The organism is Oceanococcus sp. HetDA_MAG_MS8, assembly GCA_019192445.1.
Classification (GTDB): Bacteria; Pseudomonadota; Gammaproteobacteria; order Nevskiales; family Oceanococcaceae; genus MS8.
In genome coordinates this window covers 84323-108085 of the sequence record JAHCMK010000009.1, presented here as the reverse complement: position 1 = coordinate 108085, position 23763 = coordinate 84323, and the positions used below count along the sequence as shown (strand labels likewise).

Here is a 23763-nt window from a genome sequence, read left to right as displayed (position 1 = left end):
CTCAGCTCCCCTCGGCCATGAAGCGAATCAAGGCCAGAAAGTCCTCGGCATCACAATCCATGCAGCTACCCAGCGGCGGCATGCCGCCATAACCATTGATGGTGTTGCTCAGCAGGGTCTCTTCCCCCTTGGCCAGGCGCATCTCCCAAACCTTGGTGTAGCCGGTCAGCGGTGCCCCACTGCCGGAACGCCCGTGACAGGCCTTGCAGCTCTGGTTGTACAAAGCCGCCAAGTCCGGATCAGCCGGCTGCGCTGTCTCAGCCTTGGCCACGATGGCCGGGTCAACGCCCTGCCCGCAAGCAGCCAAGAGGGCCAAACAAAGAATTGAGCCTGCGCTCATGAGGTGATACGGGATGCGGTGCATGTTGTCTCTCTTCGCGAGTGTCTTCGCTGTGTGTTTATCCCGACTCCGGCCAGACGGTTTTCAGCGCATACAACGGAATCGTTTGATCTCGGGTAATCAGTGTGAGCCCCTGCAATTGACATTGCGCAATCAGCATGCGGTCAAAAGGGTCTCGATGAATATCTGGCAGCTCACCGGCACGCTCGCCATGAGCAAACTGAATTGGCAGCTCCACAAAGCCTTCATCCACAATGACGGATGCCAGTCCTGATGGCGCTTGCAACTTGCCCAAGGCGCGTTTGATGGAAATCTCCCAGGCCGTGACCGCGCTCACAGCAATGTCATTGTCTGGCGATGCAATAAGATTCTTGACGGGCGCGGGCAACTGAGGGGCATCTGCCAGCCACCACAGAAACACATGGGTATCTAGCAGATAAGCCACAACTAATCGTTGCTGGATTGGCACTGGCCCTCGAAGACATCCAGCACCTCCGGAGGTGTGGCGTCAAAGTCCGTCGCCAGTGTGATCTGGCCTTTGAAGCGGCCGGGTCGCCGGGGCTGCGCGCTACCTTCATGCGGAACCAGATCCAGGTAGGGCTTTCCAGCCTTGGCAATGACGACCTTCTCCCCACTCCAGGCCAGCTCTCCCAGTTTGGATAGCTGAGATTTGGCCTCGTGCATGTTGACTTGTTTCATGGGCAGCCCTCGGTTAGCCATACTTAGCTAAGTATACATTGGCTAGAACGGAGAGCCAACCATTGAAGATGCTTCAAGAGTGGCGCGCACCGCCGGCGGGCCAGATTGCGAGCGCAGCGATTTATTCAGCGTCTCCTCAACCCATTTTCATCATCGTCAGCGGCTGTGCCAATATCCACAGCCCGGCAACGGTGAGACCCACCATCAATACCAGCATGGGCACCTGGCTCAGGATAGCTGCACGGCGGCTGACAAACACCCTCAAGGCTACCCTGTGAGCCAACCACACACTCATTACATGGCCGAGCAAAATCACCCCCACCTGGGTATGCCAGACCAGCCCCATATCCGGGAGGATGGGCGCGCGAAAGCGCATGGCGGTACCAAAGAGATCCCAACGCCAACCAAAGGGGTCGGAGATCAGGCTGATGATCTTGAGGCCATGGTTCAGCACCAGCGTGGCGTAATGGGTGAAGTGGTAGGCCACCACAATGGGCAGCAAGGTGAAGGCAAAGTCCAGGCAGAGTTGGCGCAAGGGTCTTGCGGACCCGGTGAGCCCTTTGGCCAGAGCAATGGCCAGCACATACCCTCCCAGGTACACCAAGGGCGAAGCCAATAACCAAAGTGTCTGCCAGGCCAACCACCAAGGTCGCATGGGCCCCAGCGCCTTCACCGGCGGGACGCCCAGCCATTGCGTGAGCCAGCCCGTGGGATCTGACCAGAACAGACTCACCCACCACTGCGTGGCGCTGAGCCCATCAAAAGCGGTGGTGGAGAGCATGGCCAGTACGAAGACCAAAGTGCTGAATTGTGCGGGGCGCTGATGCAGTACCCCGCTGGTAGGCCAGCGCAGGATCAGACTGGAAGCGCTGCGCGGACCAGAGGCCTGAGCAAGTCTCGCTCGCCCGAAAATGCCCAGCACACCCACCAACCTAAAGAACACCGCAAAGAACTCGCAATGGGCGAACCAACTGCGCGCCCCAATCAGCCCCACGCCAACCACATTGAGCAGGCTGTAGGCCGCCAGCCAGGTGGCCAGTTCACGCGGTCGGCCATGCCCGAAAACTTCGAACCAGATAAAGCCCAGGTACAGAACGAGGGCCGGCCAGTCGCCCAGCGCTGCCGGGTAGGCGTAACGACCACGGGTGTAGCCCGTCCAGAATCGGCCCAGAAGCCGGGCCATCCCCCGCCAGGGGTTCAGGGCTGCATAGAGGTTGCCAAAAAGGGCACAAAGATAGGTCAGCAGCAGGGTGAAGATGATCCAGAAAAAGGTCATGCTGAAGTTGCGCACCGGGTCCCGATTGCCCCAGTAGCCGGTGGCCAAGCAGAGCAGAAGTACGGCCAGGGCCAAGAGCTGCGTCCAGGGCCGCAGGGCCGGGTACAAGCTGGCGAAACGGGTATGCGAAATATCCCAACCCGTGCGCGGTGCTTGGGACGACCCACTGAGCACGGCAGCGGCCACCACAAACGAAAGCACCAAGGCGGCCGCCGCCGACCAGTTGTACAGCCACAGCGGCACCGGCAGGTTGTACAAAGCCCCGAAGCCGTGGGCGGACGCGGCCCATGGCCAGCTGCCCAGCAGCCCTCCCGTCAGGAGCAATACGCAGTCACGCCGGCAAGCTCGGCGATCGTCCAGTCTCATTGCGACCGTATTCAGATCACAGCGTTAGGGCAGCAGTCGCCCGGCGTTTTGGCGAGCTGCCCCAAGGGACAGCCCGCCTCGGCTCAGCCTCACCGCAGAACCACGTCGGGCACGGTTTCCGGTACCGGCTTGGTGCGCGCATCCGCCGCCGCGTCCAAAGTGCGTTCCCACATCTGCAAGTAGGTCTCGGCGGAGTTATAGAAGGAATCCAGGGCCTCTTGGCCGCCCTCGATGCGCGTTTCTTCGATCAGGTCCGGAATGAGACCGTAGTGGTACATACCGGCTTCGTTCACATCCCAAATCTTGCCGTCGGGGATGGCGAGCAACTCCACGGTGATGGGCGCAATACCATCGAACTGTGGACCCCAGCCCTCACCCTGGAACATCTGGAAGGGGTAGTTCACCGGCGCCGTCTCGGCAATACGGCCCTGGCCACGCGGCCCCGGCAGGGTGCGCAAACCGTTGGCATCGGCCCCATAACCGGCGGAGAAGGGTCGGTCAGTGCCGGACTGCTCCCACTGCGGTGCCAGCTTGGCCAGGAAATCCACATGACCCTTGCCGTTTTGGTTGATGGGATAAATGATGCCGCCCTGCGCGATGAGCTGTCGGGCTTGAGCATTGGTCAGCCCGCCTTGAGCGCTGTGTCCTGACACCATCGGATAGCTGGGCTCGGTGGTGGCGGCGTAGTCCAGCATGATTTGCTTACTGCGCAATTCCGCGTGATCGATATCGATGACAAAGCCTTTTTTCATCATCTTGTCGATGGCGTAGATGCCAAGCTCGGTCACGTCACGGCTGTTGCATTGGCGACCACTACGCAGGGTCGGCGTGAGACCATCGGCAATGCCCAACAGCAAATCCGTTAAGGGGTCATTACCCAGCGTGAGCGGGTCCGCGAAACTGGTCATGCCGGCATCAAAGAAGTAGCTGTCGCCATTGCCGCCGTCCGGGCAGTTATAGGTTTCAAAGAAGCGGCCTGTACCCGTGAGGTTGAAGAACTCCAGCACGTTGGAGGTGCCGAACAACCCGGCGCCGCCCAGAGCACTGTCGATGTCGTGATAGGGGAAGACCTGGCGCACACCCAAATCCCAGATGCGATCAATTTCGGCATCAATTTGAGCACGATCACATTGGGGAATTTCGCTGCCATCGGGCAGGAAGGTCACGTTACAGCCAAAGAGGTTGGAGAACTCCAGGCCCGGCACCACTGCCAGCTTGCCCTCGGCAATCACCTGCCGGGCCTCATCGGGGCTGCCAACAATGCGGTAAAAGCCTTTTCCGGGGCCGCCGTACTGGGCGTCGATGTAGTCCTGAATCTCGTAGAGGTACTCCACCTGCTGCACACCCACCGGCATATCCCGGCACTCCACCTCGGCCGGGTTCTGCCCACGTGTGGGTCCTAATGCCTGGGCCACCTGGCAGAGCGCTTCGATATTGGTTCCATGAATGGTCATCAACCGCAGCCCGGCCATCCAGGTCCGCTCCACCCAGCGCCAGTACATCTGCTGGTGGAGCATAGAGTCATGGAAGGGCCAGTCCACAAAAGTGGGCCAACCCTGGGTGTCATGTGTACGCCCCGGTTCCATATCCAGAATCAGCGCTTCGGGGTCGGTGATGCCATTGGGGCCATGCAGATCCTGGCAGTCTTTGAGGGCCTCGGTGACGCCAAAGCGGTTGACCGCTTGGCCATACATCACCCCACCGGCGGAGGGACCAACATTGCCGCTGCCGTCGGACATTTCACTGCCCATGGCCATATGGGTATGAACCTCGGCAAAGCCGAGTAGGGGTTTGTTGATGTCGCCTTTGAAGGTGGTACCGATTACACCCAGCGGCATCTCGGGATATTCGGCACAGCCCGTTGCGGGCTCAAATTGCAAAGCCGCCGGGGTTGAGCCAACGACGAGCACACCATCGGTGTCTACCGCGAGATTACCGCCTAGCGCCGCCGCGTTGAGCACGGCGCCGTCTTCGGAGAAGGTCCAATCCGACCCATCTTCAGGAGCGGACTGGGGCACGGTGGATACAGCGGAGCCACTGGCCGTGAGCAGAGCCTCATCGGTGGTGTAGAACAAGTAGCGCGCCAAATTGGCGGCCCGCATGTAAAAGCGCTCGGCATCATCTGCCGATTGACCATTGGCAAAGAAGGCATCACCCGCCCGGGTGACGTAATTACCGTCGGCCTTCATCACCCAACATTGGTTGAACAGGTCGTACTTGCCCAAAGCTTGGCCCGCGACAGGAGGAGGTGCGTTGCCGCTGCCCGCCCCGCCTCCAGGAGCGGCCGCGGGGCGGCCTCCGCCACAGCCGGCCAGCAAGGTGGCGCTCATGACAGTGGCCAGACCCAGCCGCCGCAAAAGCCCATGCCGAGTAAGGCATTCAGCCGCCGGCAACTGCATTTCGTCACGAGTTGATGCAGGTGTTGCAGATGCAGGTAGATGGCCAGCACGAGGCTGGAAGGTGGTCAGTACGATGGTCACTGTGTCTCCTCAAAACCACTGGCGGAACAGCATTTCCGCGCAGGGAAAGTCCCTTTTCAGTGGTGAAAAATACCACGGGCTCAAAAAAGAGCCCATCGCAATTTCTTGCTAAGCCATGCCGGGGCTCATCGCTGGAAGACATGTGCCATGCATGGCGGTACCAATCGAATAGATCAGTTGAATGAGTACGGATTGGAGTTGACTCCACCAGCATTCGCGCGGCCGGGCGTATGCTGAGCGCGGGCCTGATGAACCTTGGGGAGAAATATGTTCGAAGCCGTTTTGGCAGTCCTTGCGGGATTGGCTGTGCTGGTGTGGAGCGCCGATCGCTTTATCGACGGAGCCTCTGGCGTTGCCCGCCATTTGGGCATGCCACCGCTGCTGATTGGCATGGTGGTGATTGGCTTTGGCACCTCTGCTCCGGAAATGGTGGTGTCCGCCCTGGCGGCCCTGCAGGGTAACCCCGGCCTTGCCCTCGGCAACGCCTATGGCTCCAACATCACCAATATCGCTTTGATTCTGGGCCTGACGGCTCTGATTAGCCCCATGGCCGTGCGTTCCAGCATCCTGCGTAAGGAACTGCCCTTGTTGCTGGGTGTGACCTTGCTGGCGGGCTGGCAGCTCGTGGATGGCCGCATCAGTCGCCTGGACGCCGTAGTCTTACTGTTGGTCTTCGCGGGTTTGATGGGCTGGAGCATCTGGACCGGCATGCGTGGCCAGGACGACGTCCTGGCCGATGAAGCCCAGGCCGAGCTCAACGCCAGTCCACAGACGCCCCTGCCCCGAAATCTGTTCTGGCTGGTCATGGGGCTGCTTCTGCTCGTGGGCAGTTCGCGCCTGCTGGTCTGGGGTGCCGTCTCGGTGGCGCAAGGGTTTGGGGTGAGCGATTTGCTCATCGGCCTGACCATCGTGGCCATTGGCACTTCCCTGCCGGAGTTGGCCTCCTCCGTAATCGCGGCGCGCAAGGGCGAGCACGATATGGCTCTGGGGAATGTCCTGGGCTCCAACCTATTCAACACCCTGGCCGTGGTCGGCATCGCTGGCGGCATTTCCCCGATGGGCATCGGCCCTGAGGTCTTACAGCGTGATTTTCTGGTGATGCTGGGCTTGACCATCGCTGTCCTCATCATGGGCCTAGGCTGGAGCCGGCCCGGCCGCATCAACCGCGTTGAAGGCAGTGCCTTAATGCTGGCCTATGCGATCTACATGCTCGGATTGATTCTGACCGCCGGCAATTGATTGTCGAAAACTATAGATTCGATGTTTATTTAATTCTTTATCTATCACTAGCCCTGCTGCATGCTGAAGGCATAGGGGATCAACGCATTGCTCCCAAACCGAATACCTCCCACACTCACACCACGCACTCGCGTCGGAGGATGAACATGGACAAATCGAACGCAACCGGCCAATGCCCGGTGATGCATGGCAGCAAAACCACTCAGGCCCAGGCCGGCAAGGGCTGGTGGCCGCAATCCTTGAATCTAGACATCCTGCACCAGCAGGATCGCAAGACCAATCCCATGGACCCCGACTTCAACTACCGCGAGGCAGTGAAGTCTTTGGATGTGGACGCCCTGAAGGCCGACTTGCGGGCACTGATGACCGATAGTCAGGACTGGTGGCCGGCGGACTGGGGCCATTACGGCGGCTTGATGATTCGCATGGCCTGGCACGCCGCGGGTTCTTACCGGGAAGCAGATGGCCGCGGCGGTGCCGGCACCGGCAACCAGCGCTTTGCCCCGTTGAACTCCTGGCCAGATAACGCCAATCTGGACAAGGCCCGGCGCCTGCTCTGGCCCATCAAAAAGAAGTACGGCAACGCCTTGAGCTGGGCCGACCTGATGATTCTGGCTGGTAATGTGGCCTATGAGTCCATGGGCTTGCCCATGTACGGCTTCAGCTTCGGCCGCGAGGATATCTGGCAGCCGGAAATCGATATCGACTGGGGCCCGGAACAGGAATGGCTGGCCTCGGAGCGTTATCCCGAGAACAGCCGCGAGTCACTGCACAACCCTCTGGCCGCCGTCCAAATGGGTTTGATCTATGTGAACCCCGAGGGCGTGAATGGCCAGCCGGACCCTTTGAAGACCGCCCACGACGTGCGCGTCACCTTTGCCCGCATGGCCATGAACGACGAAGAAACCGTCGCGCTGACCGCCGGCGGCCATACCGTGGGCAAATGCCACGGCAATGGCGATGCCGCTAAGCTGGGCCCTGCGCCCGAAGGCGCCGATGTGAGCGAACAAGGGCTGGGCTGGATGAATCACAGCAGCCGCGGCGTGGGTCGCGACGCCGTGACCAGCGGCCTGGAAGGCGCCTGGACCACCAACCCTACCCAATGGGACAACGGCTACTTCCACCTGCTTTTCAACTACGACTGGGAACTCAAGAAAAGCCCGGCGGGAGCCTGGCAATGGGAGCCCATCAACATCCGCGAGGAAGACATGCCCGTGGATGTGGAAGACCCCAGCATTCGCCGCAACCCCATCATGACCGACGCCGACATGGCCATGATCAAGGACCCGGCCTATCGCAAGATTTCCGAGCGCTTCTACAAAGACCCGGAGTACTTCGCGCAGACCTTTGCCAAGGCCTGGTTCAAGCTCACCCACCGCGACATGGGTCCCAAGACGCGTTACATCGGTCCCGAAGTGCCCGCCGAGGATTTGATCTGGCAGGACCCTATCCCCGCAGGCTCCAGCAACTACGACCTAGCCGCCGTCAAAGCCGCCATTGCGGACAGCGGACTGAGCATTGCCGACAAGGTCACCATCGCCTGGAACAGTGCCCGTACTTTCCGCCAATCGGATATGCGCGGCGGTGCCAACGGCGCACGTATTCGCTTGGCCCCGATGAAGGACTGGGCTGCTAACGAACCGGAGCGTCTGCAGCGGGTACTGGCGGTGCTCGAGCCCATCGCCACAAACCATGGCGCCAGCCTGGCCGATGTGATTGTGCTGGCCGGCAACATTGGCGTCGAAGAAGCCGCCCGGGCGGCGGGCCACGATCTCAGTCTGCCCTTTGCGCCCGGCCGTGGAGACGCCACAGCCGAGCAAACCGATGCCGACTCCTTTGCCGCTTTGGAGCCCCGCCACGACGCCTTTCGCAATTACGCGGCGGAGGGGCTTGGCGCCAAAGCCGAAGAGTTGATGCTCGATCAAGCCCAGCTCTTGGGCCTGAGCGGGCCGGAAATGACGGTGTTGCTCGGCGGCATGCGGGTGCTGGGCACCCAGATGGAAGGAGATGACACCGGCATGTTCACGGAGTCGCCCGGTGTACTCAACACCGCCTTTTTCGAGTGCATCACCAACATGGCTTACCGCTGGGTGCCCCTAGGCGATAACCGCTACGCCATCCGCCGGCGCAGCGATGACAGCCCGGTGGGCACAGCCAGCCGTGTGGATCTGGTCTTTGGATCAAACTCCATCCTGCGGGCGTATGCTGAGGTCTATGCCCAGGACGACAATGCCGGCAAGTTCGTGCAGGACTTCGCCCAAGTTTGGACCAAGATCATGAACGCAGACCGATTCGATTTACAGAACTGACGGTCTCACACTTTTCTCCAGCAAGAATTGACACCGCTATTCACCCTCAGCCCGGCCATGGTTGGATGAAAAACCGCCATGGCTGGGCGGCGCGTCTAGCCCGGATGCTTGCTATCGGTGGCTGCGTCTCAGGCGCGGCGGCACACATTGGTTTCTTTCAATGGACGCTGGAATCTGCGGGCAATCAAACTTAGCGTCAGATTTACTTGGGCAAATGCTGAATAAACACTTCGACCCCATTCAGTAGCATCTGGGTGGACAAAATCACCAACACCATCCCCATCAACCGCTCCATGGCCCGTGCGCCACGCGCTCCAATCAAACCCAACAGCCATGGGGATGCCAACAAGATCAGGGTGACGCCCAGCCAAGCTAGTACTAACGCAGCAGTCCACTCCCATAAGCGCTCGGGCTGATTAGAGCTCAACAGTAGCAACACCGCGATGGTCGAAGGCCCAGCAATCAAGGGCATGGCCAGAGGAACCAGGAAGGGGTCAGCGTCGGCATCCTCATCCAGCGCAGGTGCTGCCGGAAAAATCATCCGCAGCGAAATGATGAAGAGCAAGATTCCGCCGGAAATATTCAGCGAGGGCTGGGTTAAACCCAGGAAGCTAAGAATAGAATTTCCGGCCCACAGAAATGCCGTCAATATCAGCAGTGCGAACAGAAGTTCCCTAGCAACAACCAACACACGCCGCCGGCGATCCAGCCGGGCAAGCACCGCATTAAAGACGGGTGCATTGCCCAGCGGATCCATAATCAAAAACAGCGTGATTGCTGCCGACAAAACATCAGTGGCAGGCACAGTCCCTCACCCCGCTGCCCACAGACCAAGGCATTGTTAGGATCAACGTGCTAGCTAAGATTTGGCCCACTGCTGCAAACGCCCCCGGAACAACACCAGTAGTACGAGTGCAGCCACTACCGCGACAATCAGGCCCCAAGGCATGGAGGAGCCAACTTCATCATCGGCTTGGGCTGACTCTTCCTGTGGCGATGCTGGGTCAACATTAGGGCCGGACTCGACCACAACCACCGTCGCCTCATCCAAGGTCGCGGATGGGTTGGATTGGCAATCTGGCCCGTCATGTAGCCTCGCCCGCAAGCCAATTTGGAATTCGCCCAGCCCCAAAGGCTGCAGACTCAGCCTGCGAGCCACACCTTGGGCTGGCAGTGGCATACAGGCAGAACTAGCACTGGGTAGATTGAAGTCTGGGGCCAATACACTGACCCGCACCGATGACGGGAGCCATTGCGCCGCCAGCGGCTCGGGAATACTTAACTGCCACTGCAATTCGGCAGCTGCATCCAAACCCGTGAGAGGCGAATCTGCTGTGGCCATCAGGCGTACGCCCTCAAAACTACGCGCAGGGGTCTCGACGCTGGGTTTTGCACTAGGAGCCATACTGGCCTCGGTGCTGGAATCAGCATTGGACTCGTCAGCGGCAGCAGCCACTGGAAGCGGCGTGACTGGCTTTTCGGTCACGGGCGACGGATTGTCCTCAGCTTGCGAAGCAGGACTGAGCGCCGGCGCTGGCGCGGCGTAAATGATGGGCTGCATGGGCGGAACCGGCACTGGCGTAGCCACGACGGGGGCTGTGGAGGAACTCGGCTGTTGAGCGCCGATAGCCTCTTGTGGTTGCGCCCAGTCCGCCTCAAAATTAGCGCAAGCCGAAAACAGCAAAGCTGGCAGCAAAAGGCTAATCGGCCATAGGGCCCGTGCGCGTTGAATTCCCATGCGGATTCTTCCCCAAATGTTCGTGTTGTAGTGCTGTGTAGTGTAGGCGCGCCCTAGCAAGGCGACCAAACTTCACATCAGGTCTGTGACCACAGTTTATGAGTGCGGTGAAGCGACAAACGCTTTGCGCGCCGTCTAAAGCAGTAGCAAAAAAGGGACCAGTCACAAGCTTGCTGCATGGAAGGTTGATGCCCAAAGCCTTGCTTTACTGCGGTCACAAAATCTGGCCTGCAGCATGATCGGCTCTCAGGCAACTTGGCCTCGGCGTGTGCCGGGTGATTGCGTACACTTTGTGAAACATCCCCAGGCATAACGTCTATGCAATACCTGCATACCATGATCCGGGTTAACAACCTGGACCGCGCCCTACACTTTTACTGCGAGCTACTAGGCTTGGTTGAGGTCAGTCGCAGTGACCACGAGGCAGGACGCTTCACTCTGGTGTTCCTGGCGGCTCCCGACGATGTGGAACTGGCGCGCGAACGCAAGGCGCCTCTATTAGAGCTCACCTACAACTGGGACCCTGAAGAGCTTTCCGGGGGACGCAACTTTGGCCACTTGGCGTTCAGAGTCGAAGACATTTACGCCTTATGTGAGCGGCTACAAGCTGCGGGCGTGACGATCAACCGTCCTCCGCGCGACGGACACATGGCTTTTGTGCGCTCGCCAGAAGGCATTTCCATCGAACTCTTGCAGCGTGGCGATGCCCTACCCAAAGCTGAGCCTTGGGCCTCCATGCCCAACACTGGAAGCTGGTAGTCTGCCCCCTTGGAACTTTTTGCGCGCCCGGATGGACTAAGCCGGGCTCTGGTTAGGCTGCGGATTGTTGGGATGGGTTGCCGCTAACCGGCACAGAGCATTTCAGTGGTCGTTGCTTTTCCCTGACGGATGTATCCCCCGAGAACCTTTACCGCCGCGTGCTTCGGCTACCACTAGCTATAACAATGGTCCAACCCAGTACCAGCATTCAAATTGAGCATTCCCTGAAGCATGTGCTGCGTTACTTCGTGCACATCCTTAAGCCCGAGAGCAGCTATTACTGGCTGACGATCATCTATGGCATTGGCATCAGCGTGCTCTCGCTGGCCACACCCATTTCGGTGCAGATGCTCATCAACACCATCGCCAACACCGGTATGGCCGCACCTTTGGTTGTGCTGTCGGTGGTGCTGTTTGTGCTGTTGCTCCTGTCGGGATTACTCAATGCCATGCGCATCCACTTAATGGATTTGTTTGCGCGGCGCTTTTACTCGCGGCTGGTGGCCGACATCGCGCTCAGAGCCATTTACGCGGTGAACCCCTTTTTCCAGGACAGCAAGAAAGTTCCTCTGTTTAACCGCTACTTCGACATCATCGTGGTGGTTAACCGCATTCCGAACCTACTCATCGGCGGCTTTACGATATTGCTGCAAACGGTGGTGGGAGTGGTTTTGGTTTCCTTGTATCACCCGCTGTTCTTGCTGTTTAGCATTGTCACCGTGGCTTTGGCCTGGAGTGTTTGGGCGATCTGGGGCAAGCCGGCTATGCGTTCGGCCATGGCCAAATCGCATGCCAAACATGAAGCCGCCGCCTGGTTGGAGGGTTTGGCGGCGTCGAATGGCTACTTCAAGTCGGCGCGGCATATTGACGACGCCCTCAGGCGCACTGACAAAGAAACCGGCCACTACATCGATAAACATGTGGAGCACTTCCGTCACTACTTTTCCCAGAACGTAGCCTTTTTGTTCCTGTATGCCGCCATGAGCGCCATCCTCCTGGGCTTGGGCGGGTGGCTGGTCATTCAAGGCCAACTCTCATTGGGGCAGCTGGTCGCAGCGGAACTCGTCTTCTCGGTGGTGCTCTATGGGCTCTCCCAGATGGGGATTTACCTAGGCTATTTTTATGACCTTATCGCGGCCATTGACGAGCTGTCGCTGTTTGACCAAATTGAGCAAGAAGAGCCTACCGCCGATACCAGCACCGACATCCGCGATGGCCGGGTAGAGTTAGTTCATGCACGTAGCGTCGCCCGCGGGGCGGATGTGGAGTTCCATTTGGCCCTGCCCTCTGGCGCGCGCGTCCTGGCCCAATGTGAGAACCATGGCCTGCAGCGGGAATTCACCCATCTGATCAAACGCAACGAGCGGCCCAATAGCGGGTATGTGGCCGTGGGTGGCGTCGATATTGACGCCATCAACCTCAATACGCTGCGTCAGCGCGTCATCGTTTTGAATCGCCCCACCGCGGTGGAAACCAGTATTCGCGATTATTTACGCATGTGCGCCGACGCCTCCGATGCGGACCGCATCACCAGCGCCATCCGCGCCGTGGATTTGGAGGTGACGATCAGCCAGCTGGAAAAGGGCTTGGATACCTCCTTAGCCGTCACCGGTTGGCCCTTGTCGGTGAATGAAACAATGCGTTTGCAACTAGCAGCCGCTATTTTGGCCGAGCCGCGCGTGCTGGTTCTGAATGCTCTTTACGACAACATGCCCGGCGATGCCCTGCAGCACAGTTTGGACTTGTTGCAGAAGAATGCTGGAACGACGGTGATTCACTTCTCGAATCGCAGCGATATTGACCGCGGTTACAGTCATTTCATGTTCTTCCAAAGCCAAGAACAACGCGCGTGGACGGAGCGCGATAGCTTTATAGAGTACTTACGCAATGCCAAAGCATTGGCCGAGAAAAGCCTGCACACCCTGGAATCTCCCCGTAATCGGATGCGCTGAGTCCTGACCATGCCTACTCTTGCTGATCACTACACGCATTTTCGGACGCTGAATAACCAGCGCATTCCTCGGGTCATGCCGCAAGTCAGCCGCATGATTGTGGTTCTCCTCATATTGGGCGGCCTTTTTTTGGCCTTCACACCCTGGGTGCAAACAACCACCGGCATGGGAGCGGTCACCGCACTCAACCCTAACGACCGCCAACAAGAAATCAACGCCTTAGTCTCCGGCCGCATTGCCGAGTGGTACGTTCACGATGGTATGCCGGTCAAAGTAGGCGACCCCATCGTGCGTATCGTGGACAACGACCCACAACTCTTAGAGCGGCTGAATACCGAACGCAGCCAAGTGATGGCAAAGCTCAACGCTGCTGAATCGGCTGTGGCCACGGCTGAGATCGACCTACGCCGTACCCAAGAGCTCTTCGATGACGGATTGGCCTCTAGACGGGAATACGAACAAAGCCGTATTCGTGTGGCTGAGCTGCGAGCACGTGTCGCCGAAGCCGCCGCCGAACTGAGCCGGGTCGAAGTCAACATGTCGCGCCAGTCCATGCAGATCGTGCGCGCGCCCCGCGATGGCGTCATTCTGCGCGTCAATGCTGGAGATACCGCGACCTTTATCAACACTGGCAGCGTCGTTGCCACCTTTGTTCCCGACAATGTGCAACGCGCCGTAGAGCTGTTCATTGACGGCCGCGATGTGGCCCTCGTGCAGCCTGGCGCCCAGGTGCGCCTACAGTTTGAGGGCTGGCCGGCTGTGCAGTTTAGTGGTTGGCCTTCGGTGGCCATTGGCACCTTCCCCGGTAAGGTGGTGGCGGTGGATCCCTCGGCGCAGGTCAACGGTCAATTCCGCGTGCTCGTCACCGAAGACACCGATAGCGATGAGCCCTGGCCGGAAGAACGTTTTGTCCGCTTTGGCGCCAAAGCTCAGGGCTGGATTTTGCTTGGCACCACCAACGTAGGCTATGAGTTGTGGCGTCAGCTCAACAACTTCCCGCCCAGCCTTCCTGATCAACCCGCCCAATGATTCGTGCTGCTCGGCCTAGCCATTGCTGGGCATTACTCATCATGGGTGCAGCTATGCTCGCCCCGGGACTGAGCCCAGCTCAAGACGCTCTTACGCTCAATGAAGTGCTGGCGTCCTCACAGGCGAGGTTTCCCGCCATTCGGCGCAGCATTGCTCAGCGAGAAGCGCGTTCCGGCAGCCTGGAGGCTGCGCGCGGTGCTTTTGATCTACAACTCAGCGCCGAGTCCTCCAGCCGGGCCAGCGGGTTCTACGATGGCAACTCCTTAAGAGGTAAAGCCAAGCAGCAGCTCCGCAGTCTCGGTGCATCTGTGTACTCGGAGTATCGGGTCTCCGAGGGCGACTTTCCCATCTACGAAGACGAGTCCTTCACCAACACTGGGGGCACGCTCAAGGCCGGGCTCAACCTGCCCTTACTGCGCGACCGAGCCATCGACAAGGCGCGCTTTGGAGAAATCGATAGCAGCCTCTCTTTACTGGCTGCGGATTATTCCTTGTTGCTCACTCAGGTGCAGGTGCAACGTGACGCGGCCATTGCCTATTGGAACTGGGTGGCCAAAGGGCGTCAGTTGAAGGTGTATGAGGACTTGCTGGAGTTAGCTTACGAGCGCCAAACTGCTCTCAAAGCTCAAATTGACCGGGGTGCGCTAGCGCCCATTTATCTCACCGAGAATCGGCAAAACCTACTCCGTCGCCAGTCCTTTGTGGAGGCGGCGCGGCGCGATTTTATTACTGCCGGCAACGATTTGAGCTTTTTCTTGCGCAGTGTTGATGGTGAACCACGCCCGGTCTCCGTGAGCATCCTGCCGGCCTACCAGCCCTTAGAGCGCTTCGCCTCACCCAATTTAGAAGCTGACCAGACCTGGCAGCGCATTCGTGAGCAGCGCCCGGAGCTACTGCTGCAAACGCTGACGGTGGAGCGGCTGCAGCAAAAGCTGCAACTCAGGCGCAATGCCCTCCTCCCGGAGCTGGACTTCAAACTCGAAGTTGCCGATGGCTTGGGCGCTGTTGCCGAAGGCGGTAACTCCAGAGACTCCACCGATACGGTGATCGGCATGAGTTTCTCGGTGCCATTGCAACTGCGCGAAGCCCGTGGGCGGGTCCGCGAAGGCGAGGCTGAGCTACAGGCCGCTCTGCTTGATCTGCAGCAAACCGAAGACCAACTCCGTCTGGATTTACGCAACATCCTGCAGGAGCTGCAAGCAGCCGAAAAACTCTATGAGTTAGCGGCTGACGAAGTCGAACAGGCCCGAACGCTGCGCTTAGCTGAAGTGCGCCGCTTTGAGAGTGGGGCCAGTGACTTCTTCGTGGTGAATTTACGCGAAGAAACCGCAGCCAATGCGCAGGTGCGTTACCACGACGCCGCCATGCGCGCCCGCACGGCACGCACGCATTACGACGCCGCCACGGTGAACTTGGTGGAACTTGGCTTAAGTCCAGAAACCCTCACGCGGCCGCGATAGCCTGGGCCAGCACACTCGAGTTATGCACTGCGAATGTGCTGGCCGCCCGCTATGAGGACCTAAGCCAGTCCCCCGCGGGTAATGTGGTTGGCTCCAGCGGCAACACTGTATTGCGCGGCCAGCTCTTCACTTCCCCCACGCTCGGCGATAGTACTCACGTAGTAATACTCGCCTCGGGTTTGATCGCGGCTCACATCCATCACCAAATACCCACGCCGGGTGCCTTCGATGTATTGCATATGCGGGTTGGTGAGGCGGATGGCGTTGATCAGCTCTGGTAGCTGCGTCAAACCAGGCACCGCATCAAAGCCCGATGACGTCACCGAAGTGGCCACAAATTCCACTCCCAAAGACCCTTGACCGGTGAGCGGGTTGTAGTCCAGCAAATTGTCCGGATCACGTGGCAAGTCCATCACCCAGGAGCTGTGAATATCGCCGGTTAGTACCACCATATTCTCGATATTGTTCTGGCGAATGTGATTAAAGATGGCCTTGCGCTCGGCCTGATAACCGTCCCATTGATCGGCATTGATTACTACATCGCGGGTGCCTTCGCCTCCACCCAGGATAGGAATGGGCAGCTCACCCAAGGCGCCTAGCGGTAGATCAATGTCTGGTAACACCGTGGCTTTGAGTGGGCCGAACATCACCTGCTGACCGATCAGCTTCCAGGTGGCGGTGCTATTGCGCATACCGTCGAGCAGCCAATCGCGCTGCTCTGGGCCGATGAGCCGGCGGTCGGGGTCGAAGACCTCATTAGAGGCCAGATCCGCTTCGTCGTCACGATCAAACAACCGCGTATCCAGCATCCACAGCTCCATCAGGCTGCCGAACTGGAACTTGCGCCAAATCTTGTTGGGGTTACCAGGCTCTGGAAGGCGGATCGGCATCCACTCGTCATAAGCTTGTTGCGCCCAAGCCTTACGCACTTCCCATACTCCCTCCTCACCCTCGGTATGGTTCTGCGCGGAGTCCCGGCGGGAGTTGTTGGTGGACTCATGGTCGTCCCATACCGTGACCCAAGGGTGAGCACCATGCGCAGCGGCACAGTCGGGGTCGGCCTTGTACTGGGCATGGCGTTCGCGGTAATCCGCCAGGGTCAGGATTTCCCGCTGCGGCATGTGCGTGCGGTCACCACTACCACTGTTGTATTCGTAGAGGTAGTCGCCCAAGTGCAAGACCATATCCAAGTCATCACGCTCGGCAATAAATCGGTAGGCGTTGAAGTACCCCGCTGCAAAGTTGGAGCAGCTCGTCACCGCAAAGCGCACATTGTCGGGATCCAAGCCCGCAGTTTTAGTTCTGCCGACCACGGAGCGAAAGCCCATAGCCTCGAACTGGTAGTAATAGCTTTGGCCCGGCGCCAGCCCGGCAAAGTCGACTTTCACAGTCCAATCGCGCGCAGCCGGCGCCGTCGCGGCCTGCACCATCACGCCCTGCGTTAGCTCGGGGTCGGAAGCAACGGTGAGGATGACCGGAATGTCGCCCATGTTGTCGGCGGTGGGGGTCACACGGGTCCAGAGAATGACCCGGTCCTGTAGAGGGTCACCCGAGGCCACACCATGCTTGAAAGGGCTTTCTAATGGTGTGCCGTCGCGCCTGGAGGCGGTCAGACTTCGACCGCCATTACAGCCGCTAGCAAAGGGAGCCACCAAGGCTGCAGCGGAGCCTTTCAGAAGGACGTCACGGCGGGAAAATGTCGGTCTGAGGGTTTTCTTCTGACTCATTTCAAGACATGGAGCAGCGGAGGGGACTGCGCATTATCGTCAGGCTCGACGACGGTTCTATGACAACAAACACACTAGAAGCTGCTGCGAGAGAGGCTGAAACCGCAGCGACAGTTCTCTACAGGCTCGATATGCTGAGCAGCTCATGGTGGGCATGCCGTTGTTGCCGTCTCTGAGCAGCAGGCTTCAATGCCATCCACCATTGCCTGTGCGAGGCTGAGTCCCAGCCTTTGCCTTCTTAGCCCCAAGCTCCAGGTCTATGCATGTCAACACCCGCTCTAGAACCCGCTCTTCCCGGACAGCAGTGGGACCTTGATAGTCCACTGGGCACCCTGCGCCTGTATGGCAGCCAGCCACCAGCATCACAATCCGCACCGCGGCCCTTACTGCTGGTGCACAGCATTAATGCAGCCGCTTCGGCGCGAGAGTGGGCGCCCGTGTTTCATGCCTTGGGGGACAAGCGCCCGGTGTATGCCCTGGATCTACCTGGCTACGGCCACTCAGCCCGGCCGGCGATTCGCTATACGCCCCGTCTGATGACCGACGCCATCCACCAAGCCCAGGAACATCTGCAAAGTTTGCACCCACTACAGGCGCTCGATGCCATGGGCTTATCTCTGAGCTGTGAGTTCCTGGCCCGAGCCGCTAAGGAGCAGCCCGCAGCGTATGCCACCTTGGGGCTGGTCAGCCCTACCGGCTTTAATCGCGACCAGCCCTGGGATGGCCCAGAGCTCAGTCATCGCGGCAAGGACTGGCTGTATCGCAACCTCACACGCCCATTATGGAAGGATAAGCTGTTCTCAATGCTGACCAGCAGGACCAGCGTAGCCTTCTTTTTGCGCAAGACCTTTGGCTCCAAAGATGTGCCCGCAAGCTTGATCGACTATGCCTGGAAAAGTGCTCATCAGCCCGGCGCCGCCCATGCTCCCTTCGATTTCCTCTCCGGCTTTCTCTTCAGCGCCGACAGCACCCGACTATACGATTCCTTGCGCATGCCAGTGTGGATGGCACATGGAAATCGTGGCGACTTTACCGACTACCGCCGCAAACGCTTTTACACCGACCGGCCCAACTGGACCATCCAGCAATATTCGGCAGGTGCGCTTCCGCACTACGACCGGCTCCCAGACTTCCTGCGTGACTACGAAGCGTTTCTGCAGCATAACCGTGGCCTAGCGTAGCGTAGGCCGGCCGAGCCACTCGACCTTCGCTCTGTGCCTTGGGCCTCAGTAAAGCCGAAATCGATCAACTCACGCTCTTCCTTCAAGATGCCCTCTAGGACGCCAACCTGAGTCGGTATGTGCCCGCGCAGCTTCCTTCAGCCAGCTGCTTTCCGGTGAATGACCTACTGGCCAGATTGGATTTGGGCTGCGAACCTATCTAAGTCCCTCATTCGCGATGGTCTGAGGGATTGCCCCCGCGATCATGATGGTCGCGGGGCTCAGCTTTGCTCCACGCACTACACTGTGAAGGTTTTCGGCTTCCCGGCAGGCTTGTGGAAAAAAGCTTTTGGCTAGAGCGCTGGCAAGCGCGTGAGATCGGCTTTCACGAAGGTCAGGCCAACTCTTTACTCACCCGTTACTGGGACCACATCGGCCTGCAAGCATCGGCTCGTGTGTTCTTGCCCCTGTGCGGTAAAACCCGTGACATCCACTGGTTTCTGCGCCAGGGCTATGCGGTGGTTGGCGTGGAGTTCAGCGCCCAAGCGGTACAAGAGCTCTTCGCCGAACTCAAGCTGCCGGCCAATATTCGCGAGCTCGGGGCTTTAGATCTGTACCAAGCCCCTGGCTTGGATATCTACGTGGGAGACATCTTTGCCTTAGACCCCGCGCAGCTAGGCCCCATTGACGCGATATATGACCGCGCGGCCTTGGTGGCTCTTCCGGCTCAGACGCGCGAAGCCTATGCGCGCAAACTCCAAGACCTCGCCGCAAGTACTATTCAGTTTTTGATTAGCTTTGCGTATGACCAGAGCGCCATGACGGGGCCTCCGTTCTCCGTCCCGCTTGCAGACATCGAGCACCTGTATGGAGATAGCTTCGCGGTTCAAGCCTTAGCCGAGCGCAGCGTTGCGGGCGGTCTCAAGGGGCAGCAACCCGCGCTGGAGCAGGCCTGGATGCTACAGCCCAAGGCGCGGTAGCGGCACCGGAATCTGCACACGCCAAGCCGAAGCTACTCGGCCGGAGATTGCCTGAACAAGGTGAGCACATTGCCAAAGGAGGACTGCGTGTCTCCCAAAATTCCCTTTTCGGTGATCAGAATATCGCCGAGATTAAACTGAGGCGGCCCCACCAGCTGTAATGCAGACGGGAAGGCAAAACCCTGCACCGCAGTCTCCTGCACCACCTCACCATTGGCGTTGAGCATAAACACGCTTCCGCCCGCGAAGTCACTGACCAAAATATGGTCGCCCACCACGCTAAGGTCATCAAAAATGCTGATCCGGCTGTACAGCACGGTGGGCTCTGTGGGGAGGCCTTGGTCATTCATGCCAATCCAGAGCACTTGGCTGGATGGCAGCAAGAGGGTGCTGTTTGTGAGCACAATACCCTGTCCATAGGCGGCGATGCCATTGGGCAGTTCAAGCCCTTGATCCAGCCAAGTCTCTTGGCTGGCCACGGCCAAAGGATCAAAGCTCAAGCATACCCGTTCAATTTTGGGGCTGGGCAGAGCGGTGCCGGACAGCGGTCCATCCACGATGTACAAGCAGTCATCCGGCCCGACGGCCATACCATTGGGCAAACTCATACCATCCAAGGTATGAATTTTTTGCAGCTGAGTGCCGCCAAGCAATGACATGGCGTAGAGGCTTTGATCCCCGCAGGCGGCATAAACGGTATTGGCGCGTTCGGCCAAACCCGTGAAGTTGCATGCAGTCTCCGCCAAGGGCCGTAGCGTGTAGCTTTGGTCGGCTGCCGCCCTCACCTCAAAAACATTGGTTCCACCGCTGACAAACACCTGCCCATTGCTGGCATAGAGGATATTTTCGGCATCGGGCACCACACCCACCATGCTGCGGCTTGCGCAGTCTTCGCTCAGGCAAAGTGTCTCTGGATCCACAGCCGCTGCGCCTTGGCCATTCGCGATGGGCGGCCTGCCGCCCCCGCATGCGACCAAGCTCACCGCCAAAACTAAGCCACTGGCTGCGAAAAGCCTGCATGTCATCGTTATCTCCATCAGCAAGACCCGCTTTGGCGGCCAACCAACCCTGTGCTCGCCGCCATGGCTAGCCTAGCAGTCTGATCAGCCCGGTACGGCTCAATACCTCGTTAAGGGCGGGTGGCCAAATCCAGCGCCTCCCGCCAACGATAGTTCGCCATGGCCTGCAGGGCCGCATCGCGCTGTGGACTGTCGGGCAAGGCCAGGACGGCATACGCGGCTTGGTTGCGCGCCACATTGTTGGCATCCACTGCCGACATCTCGGTCACGATGCGCCGCATCTGATAACCCATGGCATTCCACGTGGACTCAAAAGCCGTGTCGGAGTAGCTGGTGCCCTCGCCGGTGCCCGTATTCGGGTGGGGCAAGGAAAACAGGTGACCCGTTTCATGCGCGACCAGCCAGTTAAACCACTCCAGGGGGTCCGCTCCTGGCCCCACGCGCTCGAAGTTGGTGCTTTCATCATAGACTTCGTTGTAACCCACCACCTCGCTCATCAGGCGCACATTCTCGGCCACTAAACTGGTGCTAATCCGGCGCCCATTCACCAGCGAAATTTGCGCGTTACCGTTGCTGCTCGTGCGCTGATCCACCAGATCGCCAAACACCACCAGGCTCAGGTAGGGCTCGCAGTCCCCATGCGGCACGTGATAACTGTCGAAATTCAGATCTAAATAGGTTGCGGTTGCCACCCGGGCATTATTTTCCCGCGTGACCAAATCCAGAACCGGGTCTTCCAGCGGCAACTGACGCACCACCAGATCGACAAACACATCACCCTTGAGCAACTCCTCGAAGGTGCTTTGCAGATGGGGAATATCCAGAGTCTCCTCCCAGGACTGCAGACCCAGTAAGGCCGGCGTTAAGGAGGTGTTGCGCACCGCCAACAACACGGTAATGGCATGGCAGGATTTAGTAGTAGGTGGCCAAATCGGTGCCTGCAGGGCGCGGATCGCCACAGCGCGCTCGGCCCAGGACGCAATCAGCTCCGGCGAGGCCATGTCCACGGGTACGTGATGCGCAAGGCTGGTTCCAACCCAAGGATCCACCTCCGCATGCGGATCCCAAATAATCCGTGGCGTGGCCTCCCCAAAACTGCGCACCGGTTCGCGCCAGCCCACATTGCCCGCGTAATGGTAGGCATGACCGCGCAGCCCTGGGTCCAAAACAACCAAGCTGGTGAGGCCCTCAGGAACCGGAGAAATCTTCTCCAGGTTCTGATCCAGGTACGCTTCAATGGCGTTGCCATCAAGGACCTGGCCCCTAAAGCCCGTCTCATCAGGGTGACCCGGATGATCTGCAGCCTCCAAGAAGGTGTCGAAATCGGATTGCCAGCGCTGATCTGGAACATGCACCGTGTAGCGCGCGGTTGGCGCGAGGCCGCTGCTGACGGTTTGCGTCATCGGCCGCAGTTGGTCTTCCAGGGCGGCGGCCAAACTCGGCTCAAACCCCACCAAAAAGATGGGCACAGGAACATCCATGCGCACCACATCCCCATCCACTTCCGCCCCGGTAGATCGGGCCTGCAGGCCGAGGTCGCGCGCCTGGCTTGGTTCCTGAGCATTGCAAGCCACCAAAGCGCTGATTATTGCTGCCACGCACAGCAGCTGTCGGCAGCACATGCCGACCAGCAGAGTGTTTTTCATCACGCAGATCCCCAAGATTGAAATGCGGCTTCGTTCCCCACAAGGGCATCGCTCAGCAAGCGGCGCCTTTGCCTTGGTCTTGGGTAAGCAGGTTCTGCGCCAGATCCAAGGCCGGCGCCCTACGCCAATTCGGCAGGATGCAGTGAGCCGCATTCGCACCGCCGTTTCGTTTCAACGGCCGCCCGCGTCTAGCTGGTGAACGTGGTGGAGCGCCACCACAACACTCCAGCAGCTGGACTTAGGGCTTGTGCTCGCCAGCCTCCAGCATGCGCTTAACCCGGCGAATGGAGTACCAAATGAGGCCGCCCAGCACGGGCACTGCTAGGGCCTTCACCAAGTCTGGGTTCACCGGCCATCCGCTCTCTTTCAGCCCGTAGGCCACATAGCCGGCCAAACCCACGGCGTAGTAGGTAATGGCCGCCAAGGACAAGCTCTCGACGGTTTGTTGTAGGCGAAGCTGTAAGGCGGCCCGGCGATTCATGGAACTGAGCAGCTCTTGGTTTTGCGCCTGGCGCGCCATATCCACGCGGGTGCCCAGCAACTGACTGGCTCGCATCACGGACTCCGATAGCAAAACCAGCCGATCATTGGTGGCTCGGCAGGTTTGCATGGCAGGTTCCAAGCGGCGCTCGGTGAAGTCGGAGAAGGTCTGAGCGCCAACGAGGCGCACTTCGCGCAGCTCCGTAATCCGCCGATGAATGATTTGCGAGTAGGCATTCGCGGCCGAGAAGCGCGACTGTGAACTCGAAATGCTGTTTTCGATTTGTGCCGAAATGCGGGTTAGCCGCTCTAACCAAGCGGCGTCATTGTGACTACTGCCCTCCGCCATGGCTGAGGTCACCTCGACCAGCTCCTCTTCGCAGCCCTGCAAAAACGGCAGGAGCTGTTTGGCGATAGGAAAGGCCAGCAAAGCCAGCATGCGGTAGGTGTCGATCTCAACAATGCGCTGCATGGTCCGCCCGGCTTGGCGCGGCGTGAAGTCGTGATCGAGAATCAGAACGCGGCTAAACCCGTCCGCATAAATTTTGAAATCGGTGAATGCATGCCCAGCCTCACCGCCGACTTTGGCGCCGATCAGCGGGTTGTTATCGAAATAGGCTTGGGACAAATCATCAACATGGCTCCAAGGCAACTGATCTTGAGGCCAAAAATGCACGTTGATCGCGGCAAGAACCTCTCCGGGCAAGGAGCGTGCCCAGCCTCCAGGCAGGGCGTTGAGGGCAGGGTTGGAAAAGCCGAGCTCGTAAGCCCCACGGCAAATGATTTCGTAACGCGTGAACTCGGTGTGTCGCTCACACTTGAGGTCAAAGCCACCGAGTCTCGCGTAGTAATAATTGAAGCCGGGCTGGGGCCCCCGAACACCATGCTCTGCTGCCAACTTTTCCAGCAGCCGCCGCTCCTGCCCGCGCTGCTGGGAATTAACCCGGAGTGCGAGAAAGGTAACGCGGGCCGGCGCCCGCACTGGAGTGGGTGGGCGCGCGTGGACCTCGTTATGAAGGTCGAAGCGCTGTGGATGATCGGGCGGTAGCGCCAGTGGCGAGGCCGCGCCACCCGCGCTACCGCTCTGCGTCACCTCCGCATTCC

General features: G+C 59.2%; 19 protein-coding genes. 8 read left to right on the top strand and 11 right to left on the bottom strand.

All coding sequences use genetic code 11. The annotated features are described in order from the left end of the window. Window position 1: 1 nt before the first annotated feature. The 5 genes from KI787_14015 to KI787_13995 all read right to left on the bottom strand — a co-directional run bounded on the left by KI787_14015 (window position 2) and on the right by KI787_13995 (window position 5161). Window positions 2-364, bottom strand: coding sequence for a cytochrome c5 family protein (locus KI787_14015; protein MBV6631067.1), 363 nt, complete (start codon window positions 362-364; stop codon window positions 2-4). 34 nt (window positions 365-398) lie between these two features. Then, on the bottom strand, window positions 399-785 hold the full coding sequence (locus KI787_14010) for a type II toxin-antitoxin system VapC family toxin (protein MBV6631066.1): 387 nt from the start codon (window positions 783-785) through the stop codon (window positions 399-401). A 2-nt stretch (window positions 786-787) separates the two neighbouring features. Beyond that, complete coding sequence (locus tag KI787_14005) at window positions 788-1024, bottom strand: type II toxin-antitoxin system prevent-host-death family antitoxin (GenBank protein MBV6631065.1); 237 nt, start codon at window positions 1022-1024, stop codon at window positions 788-790. Window positions 1025-1175: 151 nt separating this feature from the next. Then, on the bottom strand, window positions 1176-2681 hold the full coding sequence (locus tag KI787_14000) for a hypothetical protein (protein ID MBV6631064.1): 1506 nt from the start codon (window positions 2679-2681) through the stop codon (window positions 1176-1178). Window positions 2682-2770: 89 nt separating this feature from the next. After that, window positions 2771-5161 (bottom strand): hypothetical protein, encoded by a 2391-nt coding sequence (locus KI787_13995; GenBank protein MBV6631063.1) that lies wholly within the window; start codon window positions 5159-5161, stop codon window positions 2771-2773. Between the two features lie 267 nt (window positions 5162-5428). Between KI787_13995 and KI787_13990 the strand changes: the two genes are divergently transcribed. Both KI787_13990 and katG read left to right on the top strand, forming a co-directional pair. Continuing rightward, window positions 5429-6400, top strand: coding sequence for a calcium/sodium antiporter (locus KI787_13990; protein ID MBV6631062.1), 972 nt, complete (start codon window positions 5429-5431; stop codon window positions 6398-6400). 140 nt (window positions 6401-6540) lie between these two features. Beyond that, window positions 6541-8709 carry a catalase/peroxidase HPI gene (gene katG / locus KI787_13985; protein MBV6631061.1) on the top strand — a complete coding sequence of 723 codons (2169 nt, stop codon included), beginning with the start codon at window positions 6541-6543 and terminating at the stop codon, window positions 8707-8709. 202 nt (window positions 8710-8911) lie between these two features. Here the strand turns inward: katG and KI787_13980 are convergent, their stop codons facing one another. Next, window positions 8912-9514, bottom strand: coding sequence for an NAAT family transporter (locus KI787_13980; GenBank protein ID MBV6631060.1), 603 nt, complete (start codon window positions 9512-9514; stop codon window positions 8912-8914). 54 nt (window positions 9515-9568) lie between these two features. Continuing rightward, on the bottom strand, window positions 9569-10447 hold the full coding sequence (locus tag KI787_13975; protein ID MBV6631059.1) for a hypothetical protein: 879 nt from the start codon (window positions 10445-10447) through the stop codon (window positions 9569-9571). 318 nt (window positions 10448-10765) lie between these two features. Between KI787_13975 and KI787_13970 the strand changes: the two genes are divergently transcribed. The 4 genes from KI787_13970 to KI787_13955 all read left to right on the top strand — a co-directional run bounded on the left by KI787_13970 (window position 10766) and on the right by KI787_13955 (window position 15647). After that, window positions 10766-11206 carry a VOC family protein gene (locus tag KI787_13970; protein MBV6631058.1) on the top strand — a complete coding sequence of 147 codons (441 nt, stop codon included), beginning with the start codon at window positions 10766-10768 and terminating at the stop codon, window positions 11204-11206. A gap of 185 nt (window positions 11207-11391) precedes the next feature. Next, window positions 11392-13158: an ABC transporter ATP-binding protein gene (locus KI787_13965; protein ID MBV6631057.1), complete on the top strand. Its 1767-nt coding sequence runs from the start codon at window positions 11392-11394 to the stop codon at window positions 13156-13158. A gap of 9 nt (window positions 13159-13167) precedes the next feature. Next, window positions 13168-14187, top strand: coding sequence for an HlyD family efflux transporter periplasmic adaptor subunit (locus KI787_13960; GenBank protein ID MBV6631056.1), 1020 nt, complete (start codon window positions 13168-13170; stop codon window positions 14185-14187). A gap of 53 nt (window positions 14188-14240) precedes the next feature. Further along, window positions 14241-15647, top strand: coding sequence for a TolC family protein (locus KI787_13955; protein ID MBV6631055.1), 1407 nt, complete (start codon window positions 14241-14243; stop codon window positions 15645-15647). A gap of 59 nt (window positions 15648-15706) precedes the next feature. Here the strand turns inward: KI787_13955 and KI787_13950 are convergent, their stop codons facing one another. Then, the gene (locus tag KI787_13950) at window positions 15707-17374 is read right to left on the bottom strand and encodes an alkaline phosphatase D family protein (GenBank protein MBV6631054.1); all 1668 of its coding nucleotides are present in this window, start codon (window positions 17372-17374) and stop codon (window positions 15707-15709) included. 263 nt (window positions 17375-17637) lie between these two features. Between KI787_13950 and KI787_13945 the strand changes: the two genes are divergently transcribed. Together KI787_13945 and tmpT are read left to right on the top strand one after the other, a co-directional pair. Then, entirely contained in the window at window positions 17638-18555 is a 918-nt protein-coding gene (locus KI787_13945; protein MBV6631053.1) for an alpha/beta hydrolase, read from the top strand. Window positions 18556-18869: 314 nt separating this feature from the next. Next, complete coding sequence (tmpT, locus tag KI787_13940) at window positions 18870-19514, top strand: thiopurine S-methyltransferase (GenBank protein ID MBV6631052.1); 645 nt, start codon at window positions 18870-18872, stop codon at window positions 19512-19514. 32 nt (window positions 19515-19546) lie between these two features. Here tmpT and KI787_13935 read toward each other — a convergent pair whose 3' ends face one another. The 3 genes from KI787_13935 to KI787_13925 all read right to left on the bottom strand — a co-directional run bounded on the left by KI787_13935 (window position 19547) and on the right by KI787_13925 (window position 23752). Beyond that, window positions 19547-20539 carry a hypothetical protein gene (locus KI787_13935; protein MBV6631051.1) on the bottom strand — a complete coding sequence of 331 codons (993 nt, stop codon included), beginning with the start codon at window positions 20537-20539 and terminating at the stop codon, window positions 19547-19549. Window positions 20540-20643: 104 nt separating this feature from the next. Further along, entirely contained in the window at window positions 20644-22179 is a 1536-nt protein-coding gene (locus KI787_13930; protein MBV6631050.1) for a hypothetical protein, read from the bottom strand. Window positions 22180-22417: 238 nt separating this feature from the next. Beyond that, entirely contained in the window at window positions 22418-23752 is a 1335-nt protein-coding gene (locus KI787_13925; GenBank protein MBV6631049.1) for a DUF3422 domain-containing protein, read from the bottom strand. Window positions 23753-23763 lie beyond the last annotated feature (11 nt).

What these genes read in the sequence shown, in the direction of transcription:
- KI787_13955 (MBV6631055.1), top strand. Translation starts at nt 14,241, where the DNA reads ATGCTCGCCCCGGGACTGAGCCCAGCTCAAGACGCTCTTACGCTCAAT.
- KI787_13935 (MBV6631051.1), bottom strand. Translation starts at nt 20,539, where the DNA reads ATGACATGCAGGCTTTTCGCAGCCAGTGGCTTAGTTTTGGCGGTGAGC.
- KI787_13970 (MBV6631058.1), top strand. Translation starts at nt 10,766, where the DNA reads ATGCAATACCTGCATACCATGATCCGGGTTAACAACCTGGACCGCGCC.
- KI787_13975 (MBV6631059.1), bottom strand. Translation starts at nt 10,447, where the DNA reads ATGGGAATTCAACGCGCACGGGCCCTATGGCCGATTAGCCTTTTGCTG.
- KI787_13960 (MBV6631056.1), top strand. Translation starts at nt 13,168, where the DNA reads ATGCCTACTCTTGCTGATCACTACACGCATTTTCGGACGCTGAATAAC.
- KI787_14015 (MBV6631067.1), bottom strand. Translation starts at nt 364, where the DNA reads ATGCACCGCATCCCGTATCACCTCATGAGCGCAGGCTCAATTCTTTGT.
- KI787_13950 (MBV6631054.1), bottom strand. Translation starts at nt 17,374, where the DNA reads ATGAGTCAGAAGAAAACCCTCAGACCGACATTTTCCCGCCGTGACGTC.
- KI787_13965 (MBV6631057.1), top strand. Translation starts at nt 11,392, where the DNA reads ATGGTCCAACCCAGTACCAGCATTCAAATTGAGCATTCCCTGAAGCAT.
- KI787_13930 (MBV6631050.1), bottom strand. Translation starts at nt 22,179, where the DNA reads ATGAAAAACACTCTGCTGGTCGGCATGTGCTGCCGACAGCTGCTGTGC.
- KI787_13990 (MBV6631062.1), top strand. Translation starts at nt 5,429, where the DNA reads ATGTTCGAAGCCGTTTTGGCAGTCCTTGCGGGATTGGCTGTGCTGGTG.
- KI787_14000 (MBV6631064.1), bottom strand. Translation starts at nt 2,681, where the DNA reads ATGAGACTGGACGATCGCCGAGCTTGCCGGCGTGACTGCGTATTGCTC.
- KI787_14005 (MBV6631065.1), bottom strand. Translation starts at nt 1,024, where the DNA reads ATGCACGAGGCCAAATCTCAGCTATCCAAACTGGGAGAGCTGGCCTGG.
- KI787_13945 (MBV6631053.1), top strand. Translation starts at nt 17,638, where the DNA reads ATGTCAACACCCGCTCTAGAACCCGCTCTTCCCGGACAGCAGTGGGAC.
- katG (MBV6631061.1), top strand. Translation starts at nt 6,541, where the DNA reads ATGAACATGGACAAATCGAACGCAACCGGCCAATGCCCGGTGATGCAT.